The 24287-nt window shown below is 65.3% G+C and carries 19 protein-coding genes and 2 tRNA genes; 5 read left to right on the forward strand and 16 right to left on the reverse strand.

Features of this window, described 5'->3' with window-relative positions; all coding sequences use genetic code 11:
• Positions 1-90: 90 nt before the first annotated feature.
• The 8 genes from FB468_RS17390 to pdxS form a co-directional block, all read right to left on the reverse strand.
• Positions 91-609 (reverse strand): transposase, encoded by a 519-nt coding sequence (locus FB468_RS17390; RefSeq protein WP_246055818.1) that lies wholly within the window; start codon positions 607-609, stop codon positions 91-93.
• Entirely contained in the window at positions 576-1148 is a 573-nt protein-coding gene (locus FB468_RS17395) for an IS110 family transposase (RefSeq protein WP_246055819.1), read from the reverse strand. The genes FB468_RS17390 and FB468_RS17395 overlap by 34 nt, the downstream gene beginning before the upstream one ends.
• 193 nt (positions 1149-1341) lie before the next feature.
• Positions 1342-1635, reverse strand: coding sequence for a S24 family peptidase (locus FB468_RS17255; RefSeq protein ID WP_211359111.1), 294 nt, complete (start codon positions 1633-1635; stop codon positions 1342-1344).
• A 565-nt stretch (positions 1636-2200) separates the two neighbouring features.
• Entirely contained in the window at positions 2201-3064 is an 864-nt protein-coding gene (locus tag FB468_RS17670; RefSeq protein ID WP_425324743.1) for a tyrosine-type recombinase/integrase, read from the reverse strand.
• 468 nt (positions 3065-3532) lie between these two features.
• A complete protein-coding gene (locus FB468_RS08765) occupies positions 3533-4423 on the reverse strand; it encodes an oxygenase MpaB family protein (protein ID WP_170219682.1) in 891 nt (296 codons plus the stop codon).
• Between the two features lie 103 nt (positions 4424-4526).
• Positions 4527-6632 (reverse strand): response regulator transcription factor, encoded by a 2106-nt coding sequence (locus FB468_RS08770; protein ID WP_170219683.1) that lies wholly within the window; start codon positions 6630-6632, stop codon positions 4527-4529.
• A gap of 138 nt (positions 6633-6770) precedes the next feature.
• Positions 6771-7397: a LysE family transporter gene (locus FB468_RS08775; RefSeq protein ID WP_141887006.1), complete on the reverse strand. Its 627-nt coding sequence runs from the start codon at positions 7395-7397 to the stop codon at positions 6771-6773.
• Between the two features lie 37 nt (positions 7398-7434).
• Positions 7435-8343 carry a pyridoxal 5'-phosphate synthase lyase subunit PdxS gene (gene pdxS, locus FB468_RS08780; RefSeq protein WP_141887007.1) on the reverse strand — a complete coding sequence of 303 codons (909 nt, stop codon included), beginning with the start codon at positions 8341-8343 and terminating at the stop codon, positions 7435-7437.
• A gap of 143 nt (positions 8344-8486) precedes the next feature.
• On the opposite strand from pdxS, the gene FB468_RS08785 reads away from it, so the two are divergent.
• Positions 8487-9668 carry a glycoside hydrolase family 3 N-terminal domain-containing protein gene (locus FB468_RS08785; RefSeq protein ID WP_141887008.1) on the forward strand — a complete coding sequence of 394 codons (1182 nt, stop codon included), beginning with the start codon at positions 8487-8489 and terminating at the stop codon, positions 9666-9668.
• A 216-nt stretch (positions 9669-9884) separates the two neighbouring features.
• Here FB468_RS08785 and FB468_RS08790 read toward each other — a convergent pair.
• The 3 genes from FB468_RS08790 to FB468_RS08800 all read right to left on the reverse strand — a co-directional run bounded on the left by FB468_RS08790 (position 9885) and on the right by FB468_RS08800 (position 11966).
• A tRNA-Ala gene (locus FB468_RS08790) sits at positions 9885-9960 on the reverse strand.
• Between the two features lie 120 nt (positions 9961-10080).
• Entirely contained in the window at positions 10081-10899 is an 819-nt protein-coding gene (locus FB468_RS08795; protein WP_211359112.1) for a heme ABC transporter ATP-binding protein, read from the reverse strand.
• Complete coding sequence (locus FB468_RS08800; protein WP_141887010.1) at positions 10899-11966, reverse strand: FecCD family ABC transporter permease; 1068 nt, start codon at positions 11964-11966, stop codon at positions 10899-10901. Before FB468_RS08800 ends, FB468_RS08795 begins: the two co-directional genes overlap by 1 nt.
• A 136-nt stretch (positions 11967-12102) precedes the next feature.
• Between FB468_RS08800 and FB468_RS08805 the strand changes: the two genes are divergently transcribed.
• From FB468_RS08805 to groL, 3 genes are all read left to right on the forward strand, one after another.
• Complete coding sequence (locus FB468_RS08805; RefSeq protein ID WP_141887011.1) at positions 12103-13221, forward strand: heme/hemin ABC transporter substrate-binding protein; 1119 nt, start codon at positions 12103-12105, stop codon at positions 13219-13221.
• A gap of 136 nt (positions 13222-13357) precedes the next feature.
• Positions 13358-13957 (forward strand): LytR C-terminal domain-containing protein, encoded by a 600-nt coding sequence (locus tag FB468_RS08810; RefSeq protein WP_170219684.1) that lies wholly within the window; start codon positions 13358-13360, stop codon positions 13955-13957.
• Positions 13958-14138: 181 nt separating this feature from the next.
• Entirely contained in the window at positions 14139-15758 is a 1620-nt protein-coding gene (gene groL, locus FB468_RS08815) for a chaperonin GroEL (protein ID WP_121078806.1), read from the forward strand.
• Between the two features lie 373 nt (positions 15759-16131).
• Here groL and FB468_RS08820 read toward each other — a convergent pair whose 3' ends face one another.
• Entirely contained in the window at positions 16132-17010 is an 879-nt protein-coding gene (locus FB468_RS08820; RefSeq protein WP_170219685.1) for an HtaA domain-containing protein, read from the reverse strand.
• Positions 17011-17027: 17 nt separating this feature from the next.
• Positions 17028-21272, reverse strand: a complete 4245-nt coding sequence (locus FB468_RS08825) for an HtaA domain-containing protein (RefSeq protein WP_141887014.1) — start codon at positions 21270-21272, stop codon at positions 17028-17030.
• A gap of 224 nt (positions 21273-21496) precedes the next feature.
• On the opposite strand from FB468_RS08825, the gene msrB reads away from it, so the two are divergent.
• Positions 21497-21919, forward strand: coding sequence for a peptide-methionine (R)-S-oxide reductase MsrB (gene msrB / locus FB468_RS08830; protein ID WP_141887015.1), 423 nt, complete (start codon positions 21497-21499; stop codon positions 21917-21919).
• Here the strand turns inward: msrB and FB468_RS08835 are convergent.
• The 3 genes from FB468_RS08835 to FB468_RS08845 all read right to left on the reverse strand — a co-directional run bounded on the left by FB468_RS08835 (position 21916) and on the right by FB468_RS08845 (position 24279).
• Entirely contained in the window at positions 21916-22857 is a 942-nt protein-coding gene (locus FB468_RS08835; RefSeq protein ID WP_141887016.1) for a DMT family transporter, read from the reverse strand. The two genes, msrB and FB468_RS08835, sit on opposite strands and share 4 nt — an antisense overlap.
• Positions 22858-23204: 347 nt before the next feature.
• Positions 23205-23280 (reverse strand) — tRNA-Thr (locus FB468_RS08840).
• 45 nt (positions 23281-23325) lie between these two features.
• Positions 23326-24279, reverse strand: a complete 954-nt coding sequence (locus FB468_RS08845) for a DsbA family protein (protein ID WP_141887017.1) — start codon at positions 24277-24279, stop codon at positions 23326-23328.
• Positions 24280-24287: the final 8 nt, after the last annotated feature.

Genomic DNA, 24287 nt, shown 5'->3' on the forward strand with positions numbered 1-24287 from the left:
GTCCCGGTCACGGTACGTCTCCAGCCAGTGCGGGTGACGGCCTCTCCCGAAAATGCAAGAAGGGTCTGGTGCATGACGGTCCTATAGACGTCAAACAGCGATGAGGTGGTTCCTGAGATCATTAAACACTTCACGTGCGATGAACCGTTTCAAACACCTCAACACGTCTTTCTTGGAGAGTCCTTCAGCGAGTCTGCGTTGCATATAGTCGACCGTTCGGGCGTCGTATCTGAGCCTGACCACCGCGATCATATGCAACGCACGGTTCGTTTTTCGGTCCCCGCCTCGGTGGAGTCGCATCCGATGACTCTTGCCAGATGAGACTGGCACCGGGGCGACTCCGCATAGCCGCGCGAATGCTGCTTCGGTGTGCAGGCGTTCAACGTTCTCGCCCGCGGTAACCAGAAGCTGAGCCGCGTGAATGGTCCCGATGCCAAGCCGAGACAGCAGAGTCGGATAGGTCTCGTGGACCAGGACGGTGAGGGAACGTTCGACACCCTTGATCTCTTCGTCGAGGTTCCCGATACGCGCTGCGAGGGTACGCAGCGCAAGCTTGACAGCTTGCTCAGGATCGTTCAGGCGTGCATGGTCGGCACGGAACTTTGGCAATGGTGTGCCGCGGCCAGCCCGCCAGCTGGAGCGCTCTCTCGGACACGTGCTGGTGCAGTGACCAGCATGTCTTGGAGCTGCAATATCGCCGCGGTGCGCGCTTTGACTGCAGAATCACGTGCGAGCGCGAGGAACCGTATCGACTCTATGACGCTATCGGTTCGTTTCGGTATAGCGCTCGCGACGCCAGCAAGCACTTTCCTGGCGGCAGCCTCAGCGTCGATAACGTCATCTTTTCCCACACGAGCTTTCGTGTGCGGGTGCGGGGTGTTCACTTCTCGGACCTCGATGTGATGATCGATCAGGAACCTTGCGAGTCCGGCAGCGTAAGAGCCGGTGGATTCCACCCCACACGCCTGAATATTTCCATGGGCGTGAGCCCAGGACAACAAGTCGGCATAGCCACGGGTTGTTGCCGGGAATTCGTGGTCTGCGATTCGCTGCCCAGTGCTGGTAAGAATTACCGCATGGTGAGTGTATTTGTGCGCATCAACGCCGATGATCACTTCTGGTTGACGCGTGACAGGGCTGGTGGTCATGATGGTGGTGTCTCCGTCACTTCGATGTGTGGGACGACCGAACCGGGCCGGACGGACACAACAGTGACGAGGCACTTTTGTCTCAGGGCCCTACGAAGTCACATCCCCGCCTGGTCTGGGCTTTCCCTCGCGGGAGCAGTGGTGCTGAGGCGACGACGCGTCGTGCACAGGACATCGTTGAGGGTGAGTCAGTTTAGAGGCGCTTCACTGTCATTTCGCCGTCGACCACGGCGATCACGACGTGCCCGTCCTCAGCACAGATCGACCGGTCGACAATGAGTTCGTCGCCGTCGGAGATGCCGACACGGATCATGCTGTGCCCACGAGCGCGGATCAGGAACGTCGAGAGGCGATTCGGCATTAGATGCTCGTTGAGGTCGATCTCGCTGGTTTGGTAATCCTGCGAAGGGGAAGGGAAGCCGCATTCGGCGTCGACGTTCGCAAGCGCGACTGTGACGAGCGGCGTGTCCGTACGCAGCTCACGCACTTCGACTACCTGCGCAACAACCCCCAAGCTCGAACATATGCTCGAACACCATGGTAGATCTGGCTGCCGACATTCCCCAAAGCAGGGCCACAAATTCAAGTAATAGGAGCAAGATTTCCGCCCAACTAAACGTTACTAACCACGATATGCCCTAAAAAGCGGTTACGAACATCCAGTAAGCCCCGACCACTAAGCTCACCAATACGAGCGCGAGGGCAAGGCGGCCCCAACCTCCACCGATTGCGAGAACTCCAGCAATCACTATCGCAGCGACCGCAAGCCAGGGCATTTGTAGGCGAATGAATTCAAGCATCGGTATCGATCTCCTTATGGACGGGCGACAGGCCCTTGGGGCTGTCGGCTCATAGACGCTCACCCCCGCGCATACTGCCGGCCTCCGGCAGCTGGCCGGCCTTCCTCTTTCTGCCCGAGCACCATTGTTCGGTGACTCCAGCACCTTCCACGCCGTGTGGGCGTGCACTTATCAATCACACCCACACGTCATGCTTCTAGCGCCCAGCACACTTTCGCACCCCCCGCTACGTTTGAGTTCCCGGGACGGCCCTTAGCTCGCCAGCCGCATCTGTTCGTCCAGGACCGGGCCGTTCGTTCGCTTCGCCTGGACCTCTAGAGCGCGGGGGTGAGTAGCTGCGAAGGCTGGAAGGACTTGCACTCCGGCGACAAGTGCTTCGTCCCGAACTTCAACATAAATCTGGGTGGTCGCAAGAGATGCATGCCCCAACAGCTGCTGTACGACCTGGACTTGGACCCCTTTCGCAATCATGTAACTAGCGAAGAAATGCCTGATCGAATGGCCAGTGATCATCGGGTCAGTGACGCCGATTCTGCGGAACGCGGAGGTGATCTTTGTGGATGCAGACTTCATCAAGATATGCCCTCCACCATTCGGGAACTTCGCGTTTCTACATGGAGACGGAAACCACCAGCCGGCGCTCGGCATTCTGTCAGCGACTTCTCGAGCAGATTCGTTCAACGGGAGATAGTGAATCAGTCCCCCCTTCCGCACTGTTCGCAAGAATCCAGTAACGGGGTCGAAGTCCTCACCACGTATCTGTACGGCTTCTCCAATCCGTAGTCCGGTAGTGGCGAGTACTACGATCAGATCCAGTGTTTGCTGCCACAAGGGCTCTTGCAGAAGGCGCTGAATGTGCTCGACGTGTACCGGCCTCGCTCGCCTTCGAGGAACTCGGACCTTCGGTAGACGCGCCGCTGGGCTGACGGCGAGTAATCCCTCAAGAACCATCCAGTCACCCCAGACCTGCAGGTAGGAGCGTTCCACCTGTTTGGTACTTGGTGAGAGTTCTCCTCCGGTTCGTGCATGCGGTCTGTTGAGAAAGTCCACGCAGTGTCGTAGCTCGACCAACGTTGGTGGCGTCCTCACGAATTCCGAAAATCGAGCCAGCATCATCCTTCGCTCAGAGATTGTTCTCTGGCTCAGTCCGGCCGCTCGCTGGTAATTGTCGAACTGGTCCAAGGTCGCGGACCAGCCCAGACTTGGGTGCTTCACTTTTCCTCCTGAAATACAAAAAGGTCCAGGGGGATATTCCCCCTGGACCTCATAGAGATCATGCCGTGATGGTCGCCTTAGAGGCGACGACGCGCATTGACACGGTTACAACGAGACGAATTCGTTGCGTGACGACTGGCTTCGCGAGAAATCAACAAAAATGATTTCACCTGAACGGCTGGCTGCTGCAAATTCAGAAGCAGAGAACCCACGGGAGCTGTCGGGACTATGGATTAAAAGTCCGTAGCTCTACCGCTGAGCTATAGGGGCCAACTCCAGTAGCTTACCGGATTCGGTGACGCCAAGATCACCCCGCTCTTACGCGCCTGCAGTCCGCAGCTCCCCTGCTGCCCGGTCGCAGCCCCGCCCTCACAAGCCGCGAGCGGGGCAGTACCTGTGGGTCTCGACGCGGGAGGTGACGCCCGCGACCGTGTCGGCCACGGACGCGTTCTGCCTAGCGGATTCGACGATCGTGCGCGTGGACTTCGCCGCCCCGCTCACCCGCATGGAGTGCCCGTCAGTACCGTAGAGGAGCAGCGCCCAGTCTGGCAGCAGCGACAGAATCGCGTCTTGCAGGTTCGCGGAGAGCCACGTCGCGACCGGATCCACTTCCCCAGGCCCCACCGCAGCGGCCGGGCGCCTCAGGTCGCGGGCAAGCTCCGCGGCGGGGATCGTGAGGGCCATCCACGTGCTGTTGCGCTCGAGGTACGCCTCGAGCTCCGCCCGCGTCGCGGGGAGAAAGGCCTCGTCCTCGATTTCCAGCAGGCACGCGGTGGTGTGCTGTTCGACGATGAAGCGATCCTGCTCGCCGCGCGAGAGTTCCGGCCCAAACGCTTCGGCGGCCCGAAGCAGGCCGTACACGAGCGCGTTGTGGCTCCACGCCCGCCACTCCTCATTGTCACCGCGCAGCCGCATGCCCGTGCGCGGGTCGGTCCAGGCGCTGTCGGCGCGAAGCGCGTTGACTGCTTCAGCTGCCGCTTCGGCGTGCACACGATCCCCAAAGATGATGGTGTCGAGGTACTGCCCAGGACGCGACGCACCTAAGCCCGAACCCCCACCCGCGGTCTCCGCGAGCAGCCGCATCATGAGCGGATTGAGCGCCTGCAGCAGTATCCCCGCGGCGATGCCGAGACGCGCCGCCGGGTCGGAGAAGACTCGCCAACTCACGCTGTCGGGGCCGAAGTACCCGTTGTCCGTTCCGTCCGCCGGCGCGTACCCCGAACGTGGGGGGCTGTCGGGGAGAGCGGTGTGGTCGGTCACGGGGTCTGGCTTTCTCGGGGGTTTCGCGCTCGCCGAACTGGCGCGCTCCACCACTATGAACGAGATCGCCACCTGACACACCGAACTGCGTAGGCTTCTGGCACTAATCGCGTAGGGTACCGCCGCCAGCCGGCGGGAGCAGCTGGCGCCGGTCACTCACACCGAGTTTCGCGTAGGCGCGCTGCAGGTGCCCCTCGACCGTGCGCTGTGAGAGGAACAGTTCATCAGCGATCTCGACGTTCGAGAGGCCCGACGCCGCCCGCGCGCACACCTCGATCTCGCGGGCGGTGAGCAGCGCGGGGTCGACCCGAACCCGAGCAAGGCGCGGGGTGTTCACGCCGGGCAGCTGGTCGGCGAGCTCCGCCGCTTGAGTGAGAAGCGCCTGGGAGCGGAGCTTATTTCCCGCCTCGCGCTCAGCGCGCGAGGCTGCCGAGAGCAGTTCCGCAGCGAACAGCGTGTGCCCGTCGGCGTGCATCGAGCTCGCAGCGTCTTCGACCCGCTCGGGGTCGGAGGCCAGCCTGAGCGCCGCGGCTCGCTGTCCTTCCACTCCGACAGCGGAAGCGGAGAGCGCGTCGAGGGAGGGTGTGAGGCCGAGCCGCCAGGCCTCGTGTTCAAGGCGCATCACCTGGAGTTTCAGCCCCGCCGCCTTCGCACGCGCGATCAGCGCAGCTGTCTCTCGCCGCGCCTCGTCGGGTCCATCAACGAGCAGGATCGCAGAGAGCGCGAACCGCTCTGCCTCGGGCCGCAGCATCTGTCCGCTCCACGGTGGCCCCTCGCGGTACACACCGAGCAGCTCGCGCGCCTGCTCGACGTTTTCGAGCATCGCCGCTGCCCCAGCGCCGAGCGCCGCGGCGAAACCAGCGATGCCGAGCGGATCACCGAGCTCTGTCAGGGCAAGCACCTGGTGGGTGAGGTCGAGCGCCTCCTGAGCGCGCCCGTACTCAATCGCGGCGTGCGCCCGCGAGGCAATAAAGAGCCCGTGGTCGACTCCGAGCCTGTCCCAGTTAATGGCGCTCACGCGCAGCGCGTGGGTGAACTCGTGAGCCCCCTCGGAGATGATCGCGAGGTGAAGCGAGTAGAGCAGCGCCCCGCTGTCAGGGCCCGAGACCCTGGCCCAGAGTTCGCTCTCGATCAGCCCGAAGCCGCGTTCGATCGCCGCAATCGGGCGGCCGGCGTAGGCCTCGTGCGCCATCGCGACCGCAACAAGGCTGAGGCGCAACGTGGGTGAGAACTGTTCGTTCGCCGCCCAGTCCTCGAACTGACCAACGTCAAACTCTTCGCCGACGTGCGAGAGCCAGAGTGCGCTGCTCGCCCGGAAGTACTCGCTGTCGCCGGGCTGCGGGGTGAGGAGCCGCATGGCGTGGCCGTGGTCACCGGAGCCAGACTCTATTCTGCCCGCGAGCAGGCGAGCCTCTTCGTCACCCTCGGCGATGAGCGGAGCGAGGAGCGAGAGGATCTGATCCTGCCCCGTCGCCGGTACGCCAGTCGCGCAGTGCGCAAACCACTCCTCGGCGGCCTGCTGCGCCGCTTCAGACGACTCAGTCGTCTGCTCTCGCGCAAGCACCAGGTACCCGCGTGCGCTCACGAAGCGCCCCTCGCACTCGGCACGCCGCGCCGCAAGCGCGAGCTCGGCTGGGACACCCCCGGCCGCGATGAGCATGTGGGTCACGGAGCTGGCATTGACGGGCTGCTGCAGTTGCGCTTCGAGCATTACCTTGGCATCGGTCGTGTCGATCTCGCCGAGCGTGACGTTCACCGTGTCGGCTCGGGCGGCAAGGCGCCGAAACTCCTCAGGAAGCTCCTCGGTATTTCGAACGGCGAGCACGGGTTGCAGGATCCCGACCGCCGCGAGCTGCGTCACGATCGCGGCGGTCGCGGCGTCGACGTGCTCGGCATCGTCGATGAACACGCGAAGCGGGTCTCCGGCGAACCGCTCCGCGAGCGCCCGCGAGGCTGCCAGCGGGTCGCTCGAGTAAAGCGCGAACTCGGGTACCCGGGTCGCGAGCGACGCGAGGTGCGAGAACGCGATATCACTGAGGGCTCGGCTGCCGAGCATGGTGAGGGACGTTTCCGCCCGTGGCGCCGAGGCCGCGCCCAGCCGCCAAAGCAGGGTGGAACGACCGAACCCGCGGTCGGCGCGGACCGCGAGTGCCGAGCCCGCGCTGAGCGCGCCGAACGCCCGCGCTTCGGCCGCGCTCCGGGAGGGCATGGTCGGCACCATCGTGCTCGCTCCCGCCCCACCCCCCTGTGGATCCCCTAGGTGCATGCTTGTAGATTACAAGCCAAACCGAATGTTTACCCGAGTTCTGCCGTTCCGTGACAGGAGAATATTCGGGGGTAGACGATCTCAGTGGATGACCAACAAGACCGCTGCGACAAGCACGAAGAGCGCGCCAAAAACCGTGTTCAGCACCCGTTGCCCCCGCACGGTCGACGCGAAGCGGCCGAACGGCTTCGCCGCGGCGGCGTAGAAGAACCACATCACGAGCACGTCAACAACGACCGCCGTCGCCCCGAGAATGACGTACTGCGGGAGCTGCGGCTGATCGAGGCGTACGAACTGCGGGATAAAGGCGAGGAAGAACACGATCGCCTTTGGGTTCAGTAGGTTGACCCACAGGCCACGCAGCAGCATCGCCCGGTTCGTCACGTGCGGCACGACAACAACGTCACCGGCGGTCGCAGGTGCGGGCTTCGTGAGGGCCATCCGCACACCGAGGTAGATGAGGTACGCCGCGCCAGCGTACCGGATGCCCGCGAAGAGAGCTGGCGACTTCGCGACGAACACCCCGACGCCTGCGGCGACGATCACGATGTGCACGATGAGGGCGACGACCTGCCCGACGATGCCCCAGATCGATCGCCGCCAGCCGCTCGCGAGGGCGTTCGACATCGTGTTGATTGCGCCGGCTCCGGGAGTGAAGCTAATCACGATGCACGCGGTCAGCAGCGAGAGCCAGAGGGAAAACGACACCCGACCAGTGTAGTTCTGGTCGGGGCCGTACCCCCGCTTACCAGCCGCGCTCGGCGAGCCTGTGCGGCGCGGGCAGGTCTGCGACGTTGATGCCAACCATCGCCTCTCCGAGCCCGCGTGAGACCTCGGCGATCACGCCAGCGTCCCTGAAGTTCTGCGTCGCCCGCACGACCGCGACCGCCCGGCGCTCGGGGTCGTGCGACTTGAAGATGCCCGAGCCAACGAACACGCCGTCGGCTCCGAGCTGCATCATCATCGCGGCGTCTGCGGGCGTCGCGATACCGCCGGCCGTGAAGAGCGGCACGGGCAGGCGGCCGTCGCGGGCGACCTGGGTGACGAGGTCGAGCGGCGCCTGGAGCTCCTTCGCCGCGACGAACAGCTCGTCCGAGCTCAGCGCGCTGAGCCTTGCTATCTCGGCCTTGATCGTGCGGATGTGCCGCGTCGCCTCCGAGACGTCGCCCGTTCCAGCTTCTCCCTTCGACCGGATCATCGCGGCACCCTCTGCGACCCGCCGCAGCGCCTCGCCCAGATTCGTCGCGCCGCACACGAACGGTACGTCGAACTCGCGCTTGTTAATGTGGTGCACGTAGTCCGCTGGCGAGAGCACCTCGCTCTCATCGACGTAGTCGACGCCGAGGGCCGCAAGCACCTGTGCTTCGACGAAGTGGCCGATGCGGGCCTTCGCCATGACTGGGATCGACACCGCCGCCCGAATCCCGTCGATGAGGTCGGGGTCGCTCATGCGTGCGACGCCGCCCTGCGCGCGAATGTCGGCGGGCACGCGCTCCAGCGCCATCACGGCGACCGCGCCCGACTGCTCGGCGACTCGCGCCTGCTCGGCGGTCACGACGTCCATGATGACGCCGCCGCGGAAGCGGTCGGTGAGCGCGGCGTGCGCGGCGTTGTGCGGCTGGTAGGCGGATGTGGGCTGTGTCTGATCGTTCATGTTCACCACCCTCTCGAGCGTTTTGGTTTCCTTCAAGGCCCACTTTGAGCGTGTCGCAATGGACCACTTGCCGCACCGGCTCGTGGGCCCGCCTGGCCTGTGGGAAGGCTCCGATCTACCTCTGACGGCCCTAGAATCTGGGTATGCGATCCCTCTCCCGCGCCCTGCCGCGCCGCGCAGCCACGCTCCTCGCCGCCAGCGCCGCTCTGGCCGCGGGACTGATGGGGTGCGCGGCCGAGCCAGCGACGGCACCGCCCGCGCCGACGTCGACCGCGCCAACCACACCGCCGCCACCCCCGCCGGAGGAGCTGCGCGCCGCCGCGGCCCGCGACTGGGTGGCGGCAGCATCGACCCGAGAGTTGGCCGGCAGCGTGATCATGGCCTCGATTCCGACGACCGACCCGGTGCAACTGCACCAGCTCATGCTCGACTCCGGCATCGGCGGGTTCATCATCATGGGCGCGAACGTGCCGGGCACCCCCGAAGAGCTTGGCGCCCTCACCGCGCAGCTCACGACAGACGAGGCACTCCCGCCGCTCGTCGCCATCGACGAGGAGGGTGGGCTCGTGACCCGCCTACCGTGGGACACGCTCCCGGGCGCCGACACGCTGCGGGGCGAACCCGCCCAGACGACCGCCGACGCGTTCCGCGGCCGCGCCGACCTGCTGAGCGCTGCCGGCATCAACGTCAATTTCGGGGTCGTCGCCGACGTGACCGGCGACGAGTTCAGCTTCATCTTCGCGCGCTCACTCGGAAACACGGGCCCCGAGGCCGCGCCGCGCGTCGCAGCCGCCGTCGAGGGCGAGCGGGGGCGCATCGCGACAACGCTCAAGCACTTCCCCGGGCACGGAGTCACCGCGGCTGACTCGCACACCGCGATCCCGCAGGCGGAGCTGTCGCTCACCGACTGGCGCTCCGACACGGCTGCACCGTTCTCGGCGGGCATCGAGGCCGGAGCCGAGCTGCTCATGTTCGGCCACCTCGCTTACACGGCCGTCTCCCCCTCGCCTGCCTCGCTCTCGCCCGAGTGGTACGCGATCGCGCGCGACGAGCTCGGCTTCGAGGGCGTCACCGTCACCGATGACCTCGGCATGCTCCGCTCGAGCGGCGTCCCCGAGTATCAGGATCCCGTCGCCACAACCGTCACCGCGCTCTCCGCGGGCGCAGACCTCGCGCTCACCGTCATCGGCATGGACGCCGCGGGCGTGACAGCGCTCGTCGACGGGGTGACGGCCGCGGTCGCGTCGGGCGCGCTCTCGGAGGATCGGCTGCGCGAGGCCGCAACTCGCGTAACGCTGCTGCGGTTGGAGCTCGCGGGGGCGTAGATGGGTGGGCCGCCCCGCCCGGCAGCCGCCCCGCCCGGCGGCGCCCGCCACTTCGCCCCTTCCCCGCGGCGCACCCCCTTCCCAACAGTCGGTAAGCGACGCTTCGGAGGGGAACTGCATGTTCGGCGAGACCGCTCGGAGAAGAGCGTGGCCAGGCAGTACAACCGCGGCGCATGCACAGCCCCGGCGAGCGCACTCACGGTCGAAGCGAAGAAATGGTGGATCCTAGGGGAATTGAACCCCTGACCTCGTCATTGCGAACGACGCGCTCTACCAACTGAGCTAAGGACCCGTGCGAGCTTCACGCCCGTACAGCGAACCACTTTATCAGCGCCGGACCGCGCGCGTAAAATTCGGCGCGCGGAAAACTGTCGCCGACGCCGAGAGGCCGAAAAGCAGAGCAGCCGACCGGTTACGCGGCCCGGTTCGGCAGCACGATCCGCTGCCCCGTCACCGGATGGCGGATCACCTCGACCGGCGTGCGGTACACATCGGTGAGCACATCGGCCTCAAGCACCTCGTCGGGTGCGCCGTTCGCGACAATCTTGCCCTGCCGCAACAGCGCGATCCGGTCGGAGTAGGCGCTCGCAAGGTTCAGGTCGTGCAGCACGATGAGCACCGCGTCGCCGGCGGCGGCGCGCTCGCGGGCGAGCGTCAGCACGGCCTCCTGGTGCCCGAGGTCGAGCGCGGCGGTCGGCTCGTCGAGCATGAGCACGCCGGTGCGGCCGGCGATCACCCGGGCGAAGGCGGTGCGGGCACGCTCTCCGCCAGACAGCGACGGGACCCTGCGGTGCCCGAGGTGGCCGATGTCGGTAGCCGCGATGGCCTCACCGATCGCCTCGTTGTCGTCGTCCTCGAGCGGCGTGCGGCGCCACGGCGCTCGCCCCATCTCTACGACCTGGTGCACGGTGAACGGGAACAGCAGCTGGTTCTCTTGCAGCAGCACGGAGCGGCGGCGCGAGAGGTCAACGAGCGACCAGTCGTCGAGCGACTTGCCCCCGAACTGCACGCCGCCGGCGTCGGGTTCAACGTCGCCCGAGAGGAGGCTCAAGAGCGTTGACTTCCCGGCGCCGTTCGGCCCGAGCAGCGAGAGCACCTCGCCGGCGCGAACATCGAGCGAGACGCTATCGAGCAGCTTCTTGCGCCCGCGCTCAATGGTGACGGCGTCGGCGGCGCAGACGACGGTGCCGCGCTCGGCGACTGTCGGGAGTGCGATGTGTCGTGCGTTCATTATCCCCACCCTCCCGAGCGCTTGCGAGTTCGCCTGAGCAGCCAGAAGAAGAACGGGCCGCCAACGAGCGCGGTGAGAATGCCGATCGGCAGCTCGGCCATCGGCACGAGCGTGCGCGCGGCAAGGTCGGCGAGCGTCATGAGCAGCGCGCCCGCAAGCGCAGTCGCGGTCACGAGCGGCAGGTGGGCGGGGCCGAGAATCATGCGCATGAGGTGCGGGATCACGAGGCCGACGAACGAGATGATGCCCGCGAACGCGACCGCCGCACCGACGAGCAGCGAGACGACGAGGATCATGCCGATCCGCAACAGCTCAACGTTCACTCCAAGGTGGCGCGCGTTGCGCTCTCCGAGGGCGAGGAGATCCAGCTTCCGCGACGACACGTAGGCGGCGATGAGGCCGATAGCGATGATCGGCGTGACGACGAGCACCTGCGACCAGCTCATCCCCTTCAGGCTGCCGAGCTGCCAGAAGACAATCGCCTCGCGCGACTGCGTGTCGCCCATGAAGGTGAGCGCCGCGATCGCGGCGCCGCCGATCGCGTTGACGGCGATACCGGTGAGCACGAGCGTGACGACCTCGGTGCGACCGTCGGCCCGGCTCATCGAGTAGACGATGAGCGTCGCGATGAGGCCCGTGATGAACGCGAGGATCGCCGTCGTCCACTGGCCGAAGACCGTGAGGCCGAACACAATCGAGATGCCCGCTCCAACCGCGGCGCCCGACGAGATGCCGATGACGCCGGGCTCGGCGAGCGGGTTCCCGAAGATCGCCTGCATGATGAGGCCGGAAACCGAGAGCCCGATACCGATGAGCACGGCCATCGCGACGCGCGGGAAGCGGATCGCCCAGAGCGCCTCATCGCCAGCGGGCACCGTCGGCAACGGCAGCCAGTCGATGCCAACGCGGTGCAGGATCGAGCCGAGCACCTCCTGCGGCGGGATCGCGAGCTGGCCGGTGCCAGCAGACACGAGCACGCTGAGAACGAGCAGCACAGCAAGGACTGCGAAGAGGATGGGTGCGCGACTGCTCCGTCGTGTAGGCGATGTGCGGCCTGTGCTATTCATGCTCGCGCGAGACGCTTTCTAGGAGATCTGGGCGCGCGGGGCGCCGTGTACGTGCGAGCCTTCTGAAAGAACTCACACTTCATCATATCTTCGTGAGGTTAAGCTTGCTCAGGTCATACATATGAAAAGGGGATCGATGCTCAAGGCTCGCACTTCTCGCACCCGGACTGCCGTTGCCCTCGCGCTCGGCCTGGCCATTGCCCTGACGGGCTGCCAGACCGCCGGGCCCGGCGACACGACTGGCAGTGTTGAGACCGTCGAGCTCCCGCCGCTCGACTCGCTCACCCCGCTCGAGAACCCCCTGGACTACGAGGGGCCAACGACGGCCATTGTCGGCGCCCCATCGGTGACGCCGCTCGCCGAGAAGCCGCAGGCGAAGCTTCCTGTGACAGTCCAGTCGCACGACCGCAGCGGAGACGTTCCCGTCGAGGTCACCGACACGTCGCGCGTGCTCGCGATCTCGCTGACGGGCACGCTCGCCGACATCGTCTACAACCTCGGCCTCGGCGATCAGCTCATCGGCCGCGACGCGACGACGGTGTTCCCCGGCTCCGAGAAACTCCCCCTCGTCGTCACCGGCGGCCACGACATCGAGGCGGAGTCCGTGCTCGGCCTCGAGCCGAGCGTCATCTTCACCGACCTCAGCGTCGGCGGCATCGACTTCGTGAACGTCATGCGTAACGCCGGCGTGCCCGTGATCGTCGTGAAGCGGTCCGTTGATCCTGCGTCTTCCGCTGAGGCGACCGAGCAGCTCGCCGCGGGCCTCGGGGTCCCCGACGCCGCGACCGAACTCAATCAGAAGGTCGCCGACGCCATCACCGCGAAGGAGAAGGAGGTCGCGCGCCTGATCCCGACCGACGAGGCCAAGCGGCCGCGCGTCGCGTTCCTGTACGTGCGCGGCGGAGCGGGCATCTACTACCTCTTCGGCGAGGGCAGCGGCGTCGATACCCTGCTCAAGTCGATCGGAGTGATCGACGTGGCCGAGGAGGCGGGCTGGAAGGGTGAGCGCCCCATGACCGACGAGGCGCTCGTCAAGATGGACCCCGACATTATTCTCGTCATGTCGAAGGGCCTCACGAGCACGGAGGGCATCGACGGGCTCATCGAGGCGCAGCCGAGCATCGCGCTCACTACCGCGGGCAAGAAGCGCAGGATCATTGACATCAACGACTCCATGCTCTTCGCGAGCGCAGGTCGCACCCCCGACGTTATCGACGCGCTCGCCCGCGCGATCTACGCGCCGGATTCGCTCTAACCAGCCCACCTGGCTCGGGGCCTTGTAAGCTATTCCGAGCCCTTTCAGGATGGAGCGCGCGCCCGCGCTGTATTCTTGGTCGGGTAACCTAACGCGCCCACTCGAGGCGTTTGCTACTGAAGTACGGGGATCACGGGTGACGAAGGAACACGAAGCTGCGCATGGCGTACGTTCGCGACGCGCTGCCGCTTCCGAGTACCCCGCCGACCGTTTCGACGATGCGACGTCGAACGGCCGGGTCGGCGCACACCGCGTAACCGCCCAGCCCCGCATCACCTGGCACTTCGTGCTCGGCGGCCTGATCGGCGCCGCACTCCTCACGACGATCGGCATCGTTGGCGTCACCATCGCGGGCTCCGCGGGCACGCTCCCCCTCCCCTCCACGCGGGGAGCGTCGACGGCGGAGGCGAAGGTGAAGCCGCAGCTCGACCCCGCGGCAACCGTTGCGGTGCTCGACGGCACGCCGGCGGAGGGCACGATGGCGCAGAACCTCGCGACAGTCATCACCGACGAGAAGTGGGGCTCCATCATCCTCGCGGTCCCCGCGGCAACCACCGATGTAACGATCTCAGCGGTGTTCTACACAGATGCCGAGAACGAAGCCGCCGCACTCGGCCTCGCGGAGAAACTCGGCGGCGTCTCGACCTACCTGAACGCCGAGTACGCCGAAACCGCCGAGGGCAAGGCAGACCTCGTCGTGCTCATCGGCGCAGACTACGCCGGCCCCGGCAAGTAGCCCAAGCGGATCCCTCTCCGCTTCGCTCTGCCGTTCGCTGCGGGCGAGCGCCTCTCCTTGCACTCTCAGCACCTGAGTGCCAAAATTGGAGTTAGCAGTCGGATCGACTGAGTGCTAAACCTGGCGCAGTACACCTGTGGTGTCTGCCGCTTTCCCTAGACGTCCGGGAGGGGCGAATTACATGGCAAAGATGATTGCGTTTGACGAAGAGGCACGTCGCGGCCTTGAGCGGGGTCTCAACATCCTCGCTGACACTGTCAAGGTGACGCTGGGCCCGCGCGGCCGCAACGTCGTCCTTGAGAAGAAGTGGGGCGCCCCGACGATCACCAACGATGGCGTTTCGATCGCCAAGGAGATCGAGCTCGACGATCCGTACGAGAAGATCGGCGCTGAGCTCGTCAAGGAGGTCGCGAAGAAGACCGACGACGTCGCAGGTGACGGAACCACCACCGCAACCGTGCTCGCTCAGGCGCTCGTGCGCGAGGGCCTCCGCAACGTTGCTGCTGGCAGCGACCCCATCGCTCTGAAGAAGGGCATCGAGAAGGCTGTGGCAGCGGTCATCACTGAGCTGCACGCAAACTCGAAGGAGATCGAGACCACCGCCGAGATCGCAGCAACCGCTTCGATCTCCGCAGCTGACGAGCAGATCGGCGCACTGATCGCCGAGGCTATCGACAAGGTCGGCAAGGAGGGCGTCGTCACCGTCGAGGAGTCGAACACCTTCGGCACCGAGCTCGAGCTCACCGAGGGCATGCGCTTCGACAAGGGCTACCTCTCGGCGTACTTCGTCACCGACGCTGACCGCCAGGAAGTCGTCTTCGAGGACCCCTACATCCTCGTCGTCAACAGCAAGGTCTCGAACATCAAGGACCTGCTCCCCGTCGTCGATCCGGTTATCCAGTCGGGCAAGCAGCTCCTCATCATCGCTGAGGACGTCGAGGGCGAGGCGCTCGCTACGCTCGTGCTCAACAAGATCCGCGGCATCTTCAAGTCGGCAGCCGTCAAGGCTCCGGGCTTCGGCGATCGCCGTAAGGCAATGCTGCAGGACATCGCTATCCTCACCGGCGGCCAGGTCATCTCGGAAGAGGTCGGCCTGAAGCTCGAGAACGCAACGCTCGACATGCTCGGTACCGCTCGCAAGGTCATCATCACCAAGGATGAGACCACCATCGTTCAGGGTGGCGGCGAGAAGGAAGCGGTCGAGGGCCGCGTGCAGCAGATCCGTCGCGAGATCGACAACACCGACAGCGACTACGACCGCGAGAAGCTCCAGGAGCGCCTCGCGAAGCTCGCTGGTGGCGTCGCAGTCATCAAGGCAGGAGCCGCGACCGAGGTCGAGCTCAAGGAGCGCAAGCACCGCATTGAGGACGCAGTCCGTAACGCGAAGGCAGCTGTTGAGGAGGGCATCGTCCCCGGCGGCGGCGTCGCACTCATCCAGGCCGGCGCGAAGGCGTTCGCTAACCTCGAGCTCACCGGCGAAGAGGCAACCGGCGCGGCAATCGTGCAGGTCGCTATCGAGGCACCGCTGAAGCAGATCGCCCTCAACGCTGGCCTCGAGCCCGGCGTCGTCGCGCACAAGGTTTCGGAGCTCCCCGTGGGCCAGGGCCTCAACGCAGCGACCGGCGAGTACGTCGACATGCTCGCTGCTGGCATCAACGACCCGGTGAAGGTCACCCGCTCGGCTCTGCAGAACGCAGCGTCGATCGCAGGCCTCTTCCTCACCACCGAGGCAGTTGTCGCTGACAAGCCCGAGCCCGCTGCTCCCATGGCAGCTGACCCGGGTGCAGGCATGGACTTCTAAGTCCCGCTAGCCACTTGCCACAGGGGCCGGGTCGTACCTTCGGGTGCGGCTCGGCCCCTGTGCTGTTCCCCGGGGCTGGCGCGGCCCAGGGGGCTGGCGCGCGGCTCCAGCGCGCAGCTCCCACCCAGGCGCCCGCGCCCGGCGTCTGGCCCGGTAACCGGCCCGCTGCCCCATCCGGCTCGCAGCCCGGGCGCGCCAATGTACCCGCTTGGCACCGTTGTACCCGGATTTCGGGCGTCTCAAGCGGGTGCATCGGTGCCAAGCGTGTACGTCCGCGGTCGCGGACGGCAGGCAGTGAGGGGCGCGCGCCCGGCTGGCACGCAGAAGGGCCCCAGCGCACTGTGTGCGCCAGGGCCCTCCGGCAGTCCAGGGGTTACTCGGCTGAGTCTTCCGGTGCCTCCGCACTCGATTCAGCGCCCGAGTTCTTGCGCCTGTCAGCGATGAGCATCCCCGAGGTCACACCGATCGCAATGAGAGCCACTCCACCGATAATGATCGGGATCCACGGGATCTGCTGTTCAGGCGCCGGAGCGATCACCTCAGGCGTCTCTGGAGCAGGAGTCTCAGCTTCCTCGGCCGGAGGTTGGGCCCCCGTAGAGGATGCGAGGCTGCACCCGCTCACTGACATTGTGAGAGAGAGCGGATCAACCTCGGCACCCGCAACGTAGTCCCCGTAGTCGCCGTTGAGTGCAGCCGCACCCTCGGCCGTGAGCCGGACCTGCGCGCTGGGAATCGACAGCGTCGATCCATCGCCTGCGTCGTACCCGGAGAGGTCGACCTTGCCCGCGACAACTCGCTCGTAGGTCAGCTCGGCTTCCTCGGTATCCGTCGAGCCCATGCCCAATACGAGCTGAGCCGAATCCGATCCGGTGAAGACAAGCTCAGGGTCACGGATATCGAGTTTCATCAGGCCGCCGTGGCCCGTGAAGTGCACGTCCCCGGTGAACTTCACTGAACCTGACTCGAGCTCGGGTGCTACCGTGCCCTCCCCGTTTGGCCAGCTAAAGGCAGGGGTCTCGTAGCTCGCCCCGTTCTCAGTCGTCCATTCGCCATTCGCAATGCTGCCACTGATGTAGTTGCGGAAGCTCTCTTTCACACCCCACCGCAGTTCAGCCCCCGTAACCACGCAGGACTCCGCCGGTGCGGTCTGGGCGTTTGCTGCACCAGCCGGGCCAATGATGAGGCCAGCCGCGACCATTAGGGCAGCGGTAGCCCCCGCCGAGACTGCTCGTCGCTGGCGTCGATTGCTCACGTGTTTCTCCTCGTGGTTCATGCGCTTGGCGTGGTGCCACTACCGACGGTAGCAGCCGCGGCGGCACGTCGCTGATTCGCAACGATCACGCCCATCGCTACGGCGAGAGCAACAAGTGCACCAGCGCCGACCCACCACATCCACACGGGTCCATCCGCGGGCACGGGCGCAGCAGCGTCGATGCGCTGCGTCGTCACGTCCCCGGCAGCTTCCTCTTGGGTCACCACCGGAGCCTTCTTCTTCGGCTTCTCCTTGACAACCTTGATCACCGCACCGGCGTCCTTGCTGCCCTGAAGCGTGATGGTGTGCTCGCCAGGCGTGATGTCATCGGGGAGCGTGCCGATCCATCGAACCTCACCGACCGAGCTGGCGCCGGCCTTCTCGTCAAGAACGATCGGGTCGGAGTAGAGGACAACAAGGATGTCGCGCTCGTCCGCTTCGAAGCCCGCTGCGACGAACTCGATCTCGCCGCCGGGCACGATCTCGTCGGCCGGCGTGATGACGCGAATGCCCTCGGTTGTCGGGGCAGTCGCCGCGGCCTGGCGAGCGGCCTTCTGGTCGGTCTGGGTCGTCGCGCCGTAGCTCACGCGGCTGGCGGATCCAACGGTAAAGGTGAGCGGATCCACTGCGAAGGATCCCCCGCCCGTGCCACCGCCCGCGCTGCCCCCACCGGAGATTGCGCCGCTGACCGGCACACCGCTCCAAGTGACGGCGCCGTTGGCGCCGACGCTCTTACTTGCCGAGCCAAGGTCGAGGGCGAAGCTTCGCCCACCCGCCGAGATCGTTCCCGAAGTGGCGCTTGTGACCGTGATCACCGGGTTCGAGAAGGTCTCAGTCATGAGGCCCTTATGTCCACTGAACGTCACCACGCCCGAGTACTGGACGCTGCCTGTCTGGGCCTGCTTGTCCCATGAGCCACCGTTTGCCTGCGGGAAGAGGTACGCGCCACCGCTCGCACCAACGCCGCTCGTGCTGATGGATCCCTTGGCGATCCGGCCCGTGGTGTAGTCACGGAAACCAGACGAGATTCCCCAGCTCAGCGACCCCGCCTGCTGCGCCGTATCGACGGGGCGCGGCTTCGGAACCGGCTTCGGAGTGGGATTGGGCTTCACGGGCTTGGTCGGCTCGGTCGGGCCGACCGGGACTTCTGCCTCGGCACCGTAACTGAATGAGAGCGGTGCGGTCGCTTTGTTGGCGTACTGCTCCCACGCATCGATCTGCAGGTTGCTCGCGAACACACCCTTCGCACCAGCCCAGTTCAGACGCCCGTCTTCGCTCTTGACGAGCTCACCGGGAGTGATCGTGGCGATCTTGATTCGCTTCATGGCAGACACACCCGCAGCGTCGTCCTGCGACACCTCGATGCTGAGCGTCGCCGCAGACTTCGAAGTGAAGGTGATCTGCGGGTTCCGCAGCGCGATATCGAACCCGTGCGCTTCGCTGACGTACCGCACAGTTCCCGCGAAGTGGATCGACCCGGTACCGGTCTTTGCGTTGTAGGTGCCGCCCTTGACCTGCGTGTACGTCGTGTTCCCAGCCGCGTCGGCCTTCGCACCAGCGCTGGCCGTGATGGTTCCGTTCGCAATACCCCGAACGTAGGCGTTCCAGCCAGTGTTGAAAGCCCAGGTCAGGTCACCCTCGGTGATCGAAGGCTCGGGGTCCACTGTGCCAGCCGTCTTGAAGTTCACCGGGACACTGAGCTCCTGGGAAGCGTTCACGGCCTGGCCCGCACCACCGGCGTAGGTGTAAATCCCGTACGTTCCCTTCGCGAGCGCCTCGTCGGGGGCGTTGAGCGTGATCTCCGTCTCGAATGATCCGGTGGCAGGGTTGATCTGCACCCACTCCTTGCGAATCGTCTCGCGGAAGGCCTCAGGGATCGCGTCGAGCGTGTCTTTCGCGAGGGCCCACTTGCGTGAATCTTTGTTCATCGTCCGTGTTGCGGCGGACGCACCCTTTGACGGCTGCCAGGTCTCGGCGAAGCTGCCGAACACGACGAACGTTCCCTGCGGAAGGGAGTTGGGGATCGGGACCCCGCCCGAGCTATTTGCGGGCTTGTTGGCGTACGGGTCGAACCCCGTGCCGCGCACGACGAGTTTGTCGCCGGCCTTGAGTTCCTGATTCGTGTACTTCGTAGTGCCGTCTGCGAGGAACACGCTGAGCGCGGGATTGTACACGGGCTTCGTCGGGCGCTCTTCCTTGTAGTTCAGGCGCAGGCCAAACTCCTGCGATGCGTTTGAGGTGGTTCCGGCAGCGTAAACGAACACACCGTATGAGCCGCCGGCGGGCACCGTCTTGCCCTCAGGAATGTCCTTGGCCTGCAGTCGAGCTTCAAAGGTGCCCGCCGCGGTGAGCTGAACACGCTGCCCAGCGACCATCGGCTTGTACATGGGAGCGATGTTGACGAAGGTCTCGTCTGTCATCGCCCAACGCTGATCAGCGACGACGCGCTGGGTGCCGGCGACACCGCCCGCAGGGCTCCAATCCTGTGCGAAGGCACCGAACACCACGTAGTTTCCCGCGGGGTCGCCGGAGGTCACCGGCGGGCGTCCGAAGTTGACGTTCGAACTCGGATCGAAGCCTGTCCCGCGCACGACGATCTCGTCGCCAGGGTTTACCTCTTGCGCCGGGTCGAGTGGAGTGACTCCATCTGCTTTGAACAGCCGGACGTCAGGAGTGAACGCATTCGGGAAGACGCTGTCCCACTGGGCGTCAGACACCGCGAGATCAACCTGACCCAAGTACCGGCTATCGTTCAACATCCCATGCGCAAGCCACGTCACCGCAACATACTGCTTCGTACGATCCAGCTTCGCCGCAGGCACCGGAATATCCCGCGTGACAGCGCCGTCCTTAATGAACATCTTGTACGCGAAATCCTGCGCAGCACCCGCAGCAGCATCCTTGCCGTACTCGGCAACACGATCCTTCTCAATGATCCCGACGTACACGCCAGCATCAGCCTTGCCCGTGTCAGGAACATCAGCCGCATCACGAAGCACAATGTTCTTCACCGTCGCCGACACCTGCAACCCAGCCTCGGTCGCCCCAACCACAGACGCCTCAATCGACGCCTTCGGCGCGCCAAAGACGCTGTCCCACTGGGCGTCAGACACCGCGAGATCAACCTGACCCAAGTACCGGCTATCGTTCAACATCCCATGCGCAAGCCACGTCACCGCAACATACTGCTTCGTACGATCCAGCTTCGCCGCAGGCACCGGAATATCCCGCGTGACAGCGCCGTCCTTAATGAACATCTTGTACGCGAAATCCTGCGCAGCACCCGCAGCAGCATCCTTGCCGTACTCGGCAACACGATCCTTCTCAATGATCCCGACGTACACGCCAGCATCAGCCTTGCCCGTGTCAGGAACATCAGCCGCATCACGAAGCACAATGTTCTTCACCGTCGCCGACACCTGCAACCCAGCCTCGGTCGCCCCAACCACAGACGCCTCAATCGACGCCTTAACAGGTTCAGGGGCAGTCTTCTCAGCGACCGAGACTGCGGTTTCGGCCGAGACCGAGCCGACGAACGCAGCCGGGTCAGCCGGCACGAACGTCGCGGTCACGGCGTGTGAACCGACGGCGAGGCCTGCGGTGGCGAACGTCGCGACCCCGGCGACGACAGGCTGGGCATCTCCGATCGGCGTCCCCGCGTCAGAGAAGACAACTGTTCCGTCGGCCGCGGGTGCGACAGTTGCGGTAAACGTCACTTCGTCGCCTGCAGTCACCGCCGTCGCCGAAGCCACAAGCGAGGTGGCGGTCGGGACGGCAGCGGGCACCGGCTGCTGCACGGTCACGGACGCGAAAGCGTCAAGGGCGCGCACAGTGCCCGAGAGTTCATGCGCAGCAGAAGTCGCGACGTGATATTCCTTGGCGGGGTCAAGCGTGTTCGCCGGGACCTTGACGGTCGTCGTGAAAGCGCCGTCGACGATGTTCCTCGCCTGCACCCAGCCCTGCGTGATCCAACCGTTCGAGACGAGCGGGCCACCGCCCGACCACACACTCTTCTCACCAAAGAGCACATAGACACCGTTCTTTGTCGTCGCGGCGTCACCAACGAATCCTGTGCCAGCCACCGTCAGCGTCTGTTCAACCGCAGGATCTAGGTTCTCCGCCGGAGACACCGTGATCGTCGGCCCTTCCGCCGCCTGCGCCGCGGGTACCACGAGGAAGCCGCTCAGAACGACGAGCATTGACGTGACGATTGCGAGCGCCCCGGCGCCGAAGCGCCCGGTTCTCTCGGTGAGTGTACTCACGACGAGTTCTCCTTGAAAAGTAAGAGAGTTCAGGCGCTCATTTCGCGGAGGCACCCTACATCGGACCGAACTGAGGCAAACCTAAGTCTGCCGACCATCTATTAGTCTGACGAATATCGTCAGATGATGCAAGCTGCAGGTCAGACCTGCATGAGTTTTCGTGGGGATCGCGCACAGAACTCGTTGCGTATGCTTGAAACACGCAACGATCTTCGGAGGTCACCATGTCTGCCATCGGCGAGGGCAACTACCCGTTCCAGCTCAGCGAGAGTGAGTGGCGCGAGCGCCTCACTCCAGACGAGTACGCGATCCTCCGCGAAGCCGCGACCGAGCGCGCCGGCACCGGCGAGCTTCTTGGTCAGTGGGGCGATGGGCTGTACTCGTGCCGCGGCTGCGGCGCCGAGCTCTTCCAGAGTGGCACGAAGTTCGAGTCGCACTGCGGCTGGCCAAGCTTCTACGAGAGCATCAACCCCGATGCCGTCGAGCTGCTCGAAGACACGACTCTCGGGCAGGTGCGAACCGAGGTGCGCTGCGCAAACTGCGGTTCTCACCTCGGCCACGTCTTTCCAGACGGCTTCGGCACGCCAACCGGCAACCGGTTCTGCATGAACTCGCTCGCCCTCGGCTTTGAGGGGCCGTCCGCCTAACTCCGGCCGAGCGGCTTACTCGGCAATGCCGCGACGATGACCGCTACAAAAGCGATCGCCGTGCCAACGACGAGGGCCGGGGTCAGGCCGCCCGCGAGCGGGAAGCCGATCTCGAAGAGCATTGCGGCGATGAGCTGACCCGCGACGTTCGACATGCTGAGCAGCAGCACGCCTGCCTGACGCACGAGCATCGCGGCCACGGCGATGAAGATCACACCGACCACGCCACCGCAGTACATCCAGAACTCGGTCGGCCAGCTCTTGGGCCAACCGTTGATGAGCACGGAAACGAGCGCGACCGCACCGAGTATCGCGGTGCCGACGACGAAGTTCATGAAGGTCGCGGTCACCGCGCTCTCGGCGGCTGCTCGCACGAGCCCGTTCACCATCGACTGCGCGGCCATGCCAGCGCCGACAATCACGGGCACAAGCACGAGCAGCACGAGGCCGCCGTCAAGGCTCGCGGCCACAGTCACGATGACGGAGAGGATCGCGAGACCCGTGCCAACGAGACGCGTCGGAGTCGCATTAATGCGCCCGCCAGGGCCAAGCCCGAGGCGGTCCATCAGCAGGCCTCCGGAGACCTGGCCCGCGACGATGCCGACCGTGAACAAGGCGACGCCCGTGAGCGGAGCGATGAGGCCCTGTGTGAGCACGAAGGCCGCTCCCCCGACGCCACCAAAGAGCGCCCAGATGGGCAGGCGGCCGGAAGCTACCTCGTCTCGCATCTTCACAATGCCGAGGCGACCTCGGCGTGAGACGAGTAGCACGAGGCAGATCAGCACGAGCCCGCCGCCGAAGGAGATCGCCGCGGCAAGATAGCCGCTGCCGATCTCCTGGGCGAAACCGCCGTTGATGCGCGATTGGAGGGCGACGAGCATGCCCGCAAGGCCAGAACCGACGAGAGCTGCAATGAGCTGATACTTGGAACGAGCCATTTTCCCCATTGTACTCGCGCCTACCGACGTTGGAAGGGCACACCGAGGGGCGGCCTTGCTGGCGCTGTGGACAACGGCCTTTGCCGCTGCCCCGCCCCCCGGCCGAGGTCTCGACCCCAACACGTGAACTTCGCCAGAACACATCAAATTCTCCGGGAAATTGATGTGTTCTGGTGAATTAGGTGTGCGGGGGCGGGGACTGGGTGAGAGCCCACCGCGCAGGCAGCCCTGAAGCACCAGCACCAGCACCAGCACCAGCACCAGCACCAGCACCAGCACCAGCCGGCTTGCGAGCCACCAGCACCAGCACCAAACGCAAATGGCCCCGCCGAAGCGGGGCCATTCAGTGGAGCCCCCTATCGGACTCGAACCGATCACCTGCAGTTTACAAGGCTGCTGCTCTACCAGATGAGCTAAGGAGGCACTGGGGCGGCCGAAGCCGCCCCTCCGATCTTAGTCGGAAATGAGTCAGTCCGTTGCCGCCTCAGCGGCGCCGGCCTGTTCGATCTCACCCTTGATCTTCAGCATGAAGGTCTCGAGCGAGCCGTCGCGGCCCTCGTTCCACTGCTGGCCGTTCACGAGAACGAGCGGCGTGGAGACGAGGCGCTGCGGCTTGCCCTCGGGCTGCAGCTCGGTCGCGCTCTGCGGCATGAGCAGGCGCTGGCCCTCAGCAAGACCCGAGATTCCCTCGCCAGCCTTCGTATAGTTCTCGGTAAAGAACGTGCTGAACGGGCGATCCTGGATGCAGCTCTTGAGCTCAGGCGTAGCCTTCGCACCAGCTGCCTCGGCCTGCTTCAGCAGCTCCTTGTCGTCGAGACCAGGCGTACGCTCCTGGGGCTGAATCTCGGGGCTGAGGAGGCGCTTGTGGAATTCGAACGCAACGTCGGGCTGCTGCTCAACGAGGCAGCCGAATGCGTTCGCCGCGCGTGTCGAGTACTTCGTGCCGAGCGAGGTCGAATCAAGGAAGTTGATCGGGTAGACCGCGAGGTTTGCGTCACCCGAGCCGACGTAGTTCTCGAGCATGACGCCGTTCTGGGCCTCGAAGTTGCCGCACGCGGGGCACATGTAGTCGACGTAGACGGTGACATCGAGCGGCAGCTCTTCGCGGTTCGTCTCAGGAGCGACGCGGTCAGCCTTCGGGTCCTGCAGCGCCGCCGACGGGACAACCTTCAGGTCCTTCGTGAACACCGCTGCGCCCGAGACCATGTTCTTCGGGCCGGGGCCCGCTGGCTTCAGCGACTGCGTGAGCACGAGGCCGACGATCGCGAGGATCGCGACGACGCCGAGCACGACGCCGCCCTGGATGTACAGGCGACGGCGCTTTTCGCGCTTCTTCTCCGCCTCGCGAGCGACTCGCGCCTGTTCACGTGCCTGAGCGCGACGCTCATTCTTCGACAGTCGCGACGTGGTGTCATTCGACATGGGTAGGT

Origin of the sequence: Leucobacter komagatae (assembly GCF_006716085.1) — a bacterium.
GTDB classification, from domain to species: Bacteria; Actinomycetota; Actinomycetes; order Actinomycetales; family Microbacteriaceae; genus Leucobacter; species Leucobacter komagatae.

What these genes read in the sequence shown, in the direction of transcription:
- FB468_RS17395 (WP_246055819.1), bottom strand. Translation starts at nt 1,148, where the DNA reads ATGACCACCAGCCCTGTCACGCGTCAACCAGAAGTGATCATCGGCGTT.
- FB468_RS17670 (WP_425324743.1), bottom strand. Translation starts at nt 3,064, where the DNA reads ATGATGCTGGCTCGATTTTCGGAATTCGTGAGGACGCCACCAACGTTG.
- FB468_RS08770 (WP_170219683.1), bottom strand. Translation starts at nt 6,632, where the DNA reads ATGCCCTCCCGGAGCGCGGCCGAAGCGCGGGCGTTCGGCGCGCTCAGC.
- pdxS (WP_141887007.1), bottom strand. Translation starts at nt 8,343, where the DNA reads ATGAACGATCAGACACAGCCCACATCCGCCTACCAGCCGCACAACGCC.
- FB468_RS08785 (WP_141887008.1), top strand. Translation starts at nt 8,487, where the DNA reads ATGCGATCCCTCTCCCGCGCCCTGCCGCGCCGCGCAGCCACGCTCCTC.
- FB468_RS08795 (WP_211359112.1), bottom strand. Translation starts at nt 10,899, where the DNA reads ATGAACGCACGACACATCGCACTCCCGACAGTCGCCGAGCGCGGCACC.
- FB468_RS08800 (WP_141887010.1), bottom strand. Translation starts at nt 11,966, where the DNA reads ATGAATAGCACAGGCCGCACATCGCCTACACGACGGAGCAGTCGCGCA.
- FB468_RS08805 (WP_141887011.1), top strand. Translation starts at nt 12,103, where the DNA reads ATGCTCAAGGCTCGCACTTCTCGCACCCGGACTGCCGTTGCCCTCGCG.
- groL (WP_121078806.1), top strand. Translation starts at nt 14,139, where the DNA reads ATGGCAAAGATGATTGCGTTTGACGAAGAGGCACGTCGCGGCCTTGAG.
- msrB (WP_141887015.1), top strand. Translation starts at nt 21,497, where the DNA reads ATGTCTGCCATCGGCGAGGGCAACTACCCGTTCCAGCTCAGCGAGAGT.
- FB468_RS08835 (WP_141887016.1), bottom strand. Translation starts at nt 22,857, where the DNA reads ATGGCTCGTTCCAAGTATCAGCTCATTGCAGCTCTCGTCGGTTCTGGC.
- FB468_RS08845 (WP_141887017.1), bottom strand. Translation starts at nt 24,279, where the DNA reads ATGTCGAATGACACCACGTCGCGACTGTCGAAGAATGAGCGTCGCGCT.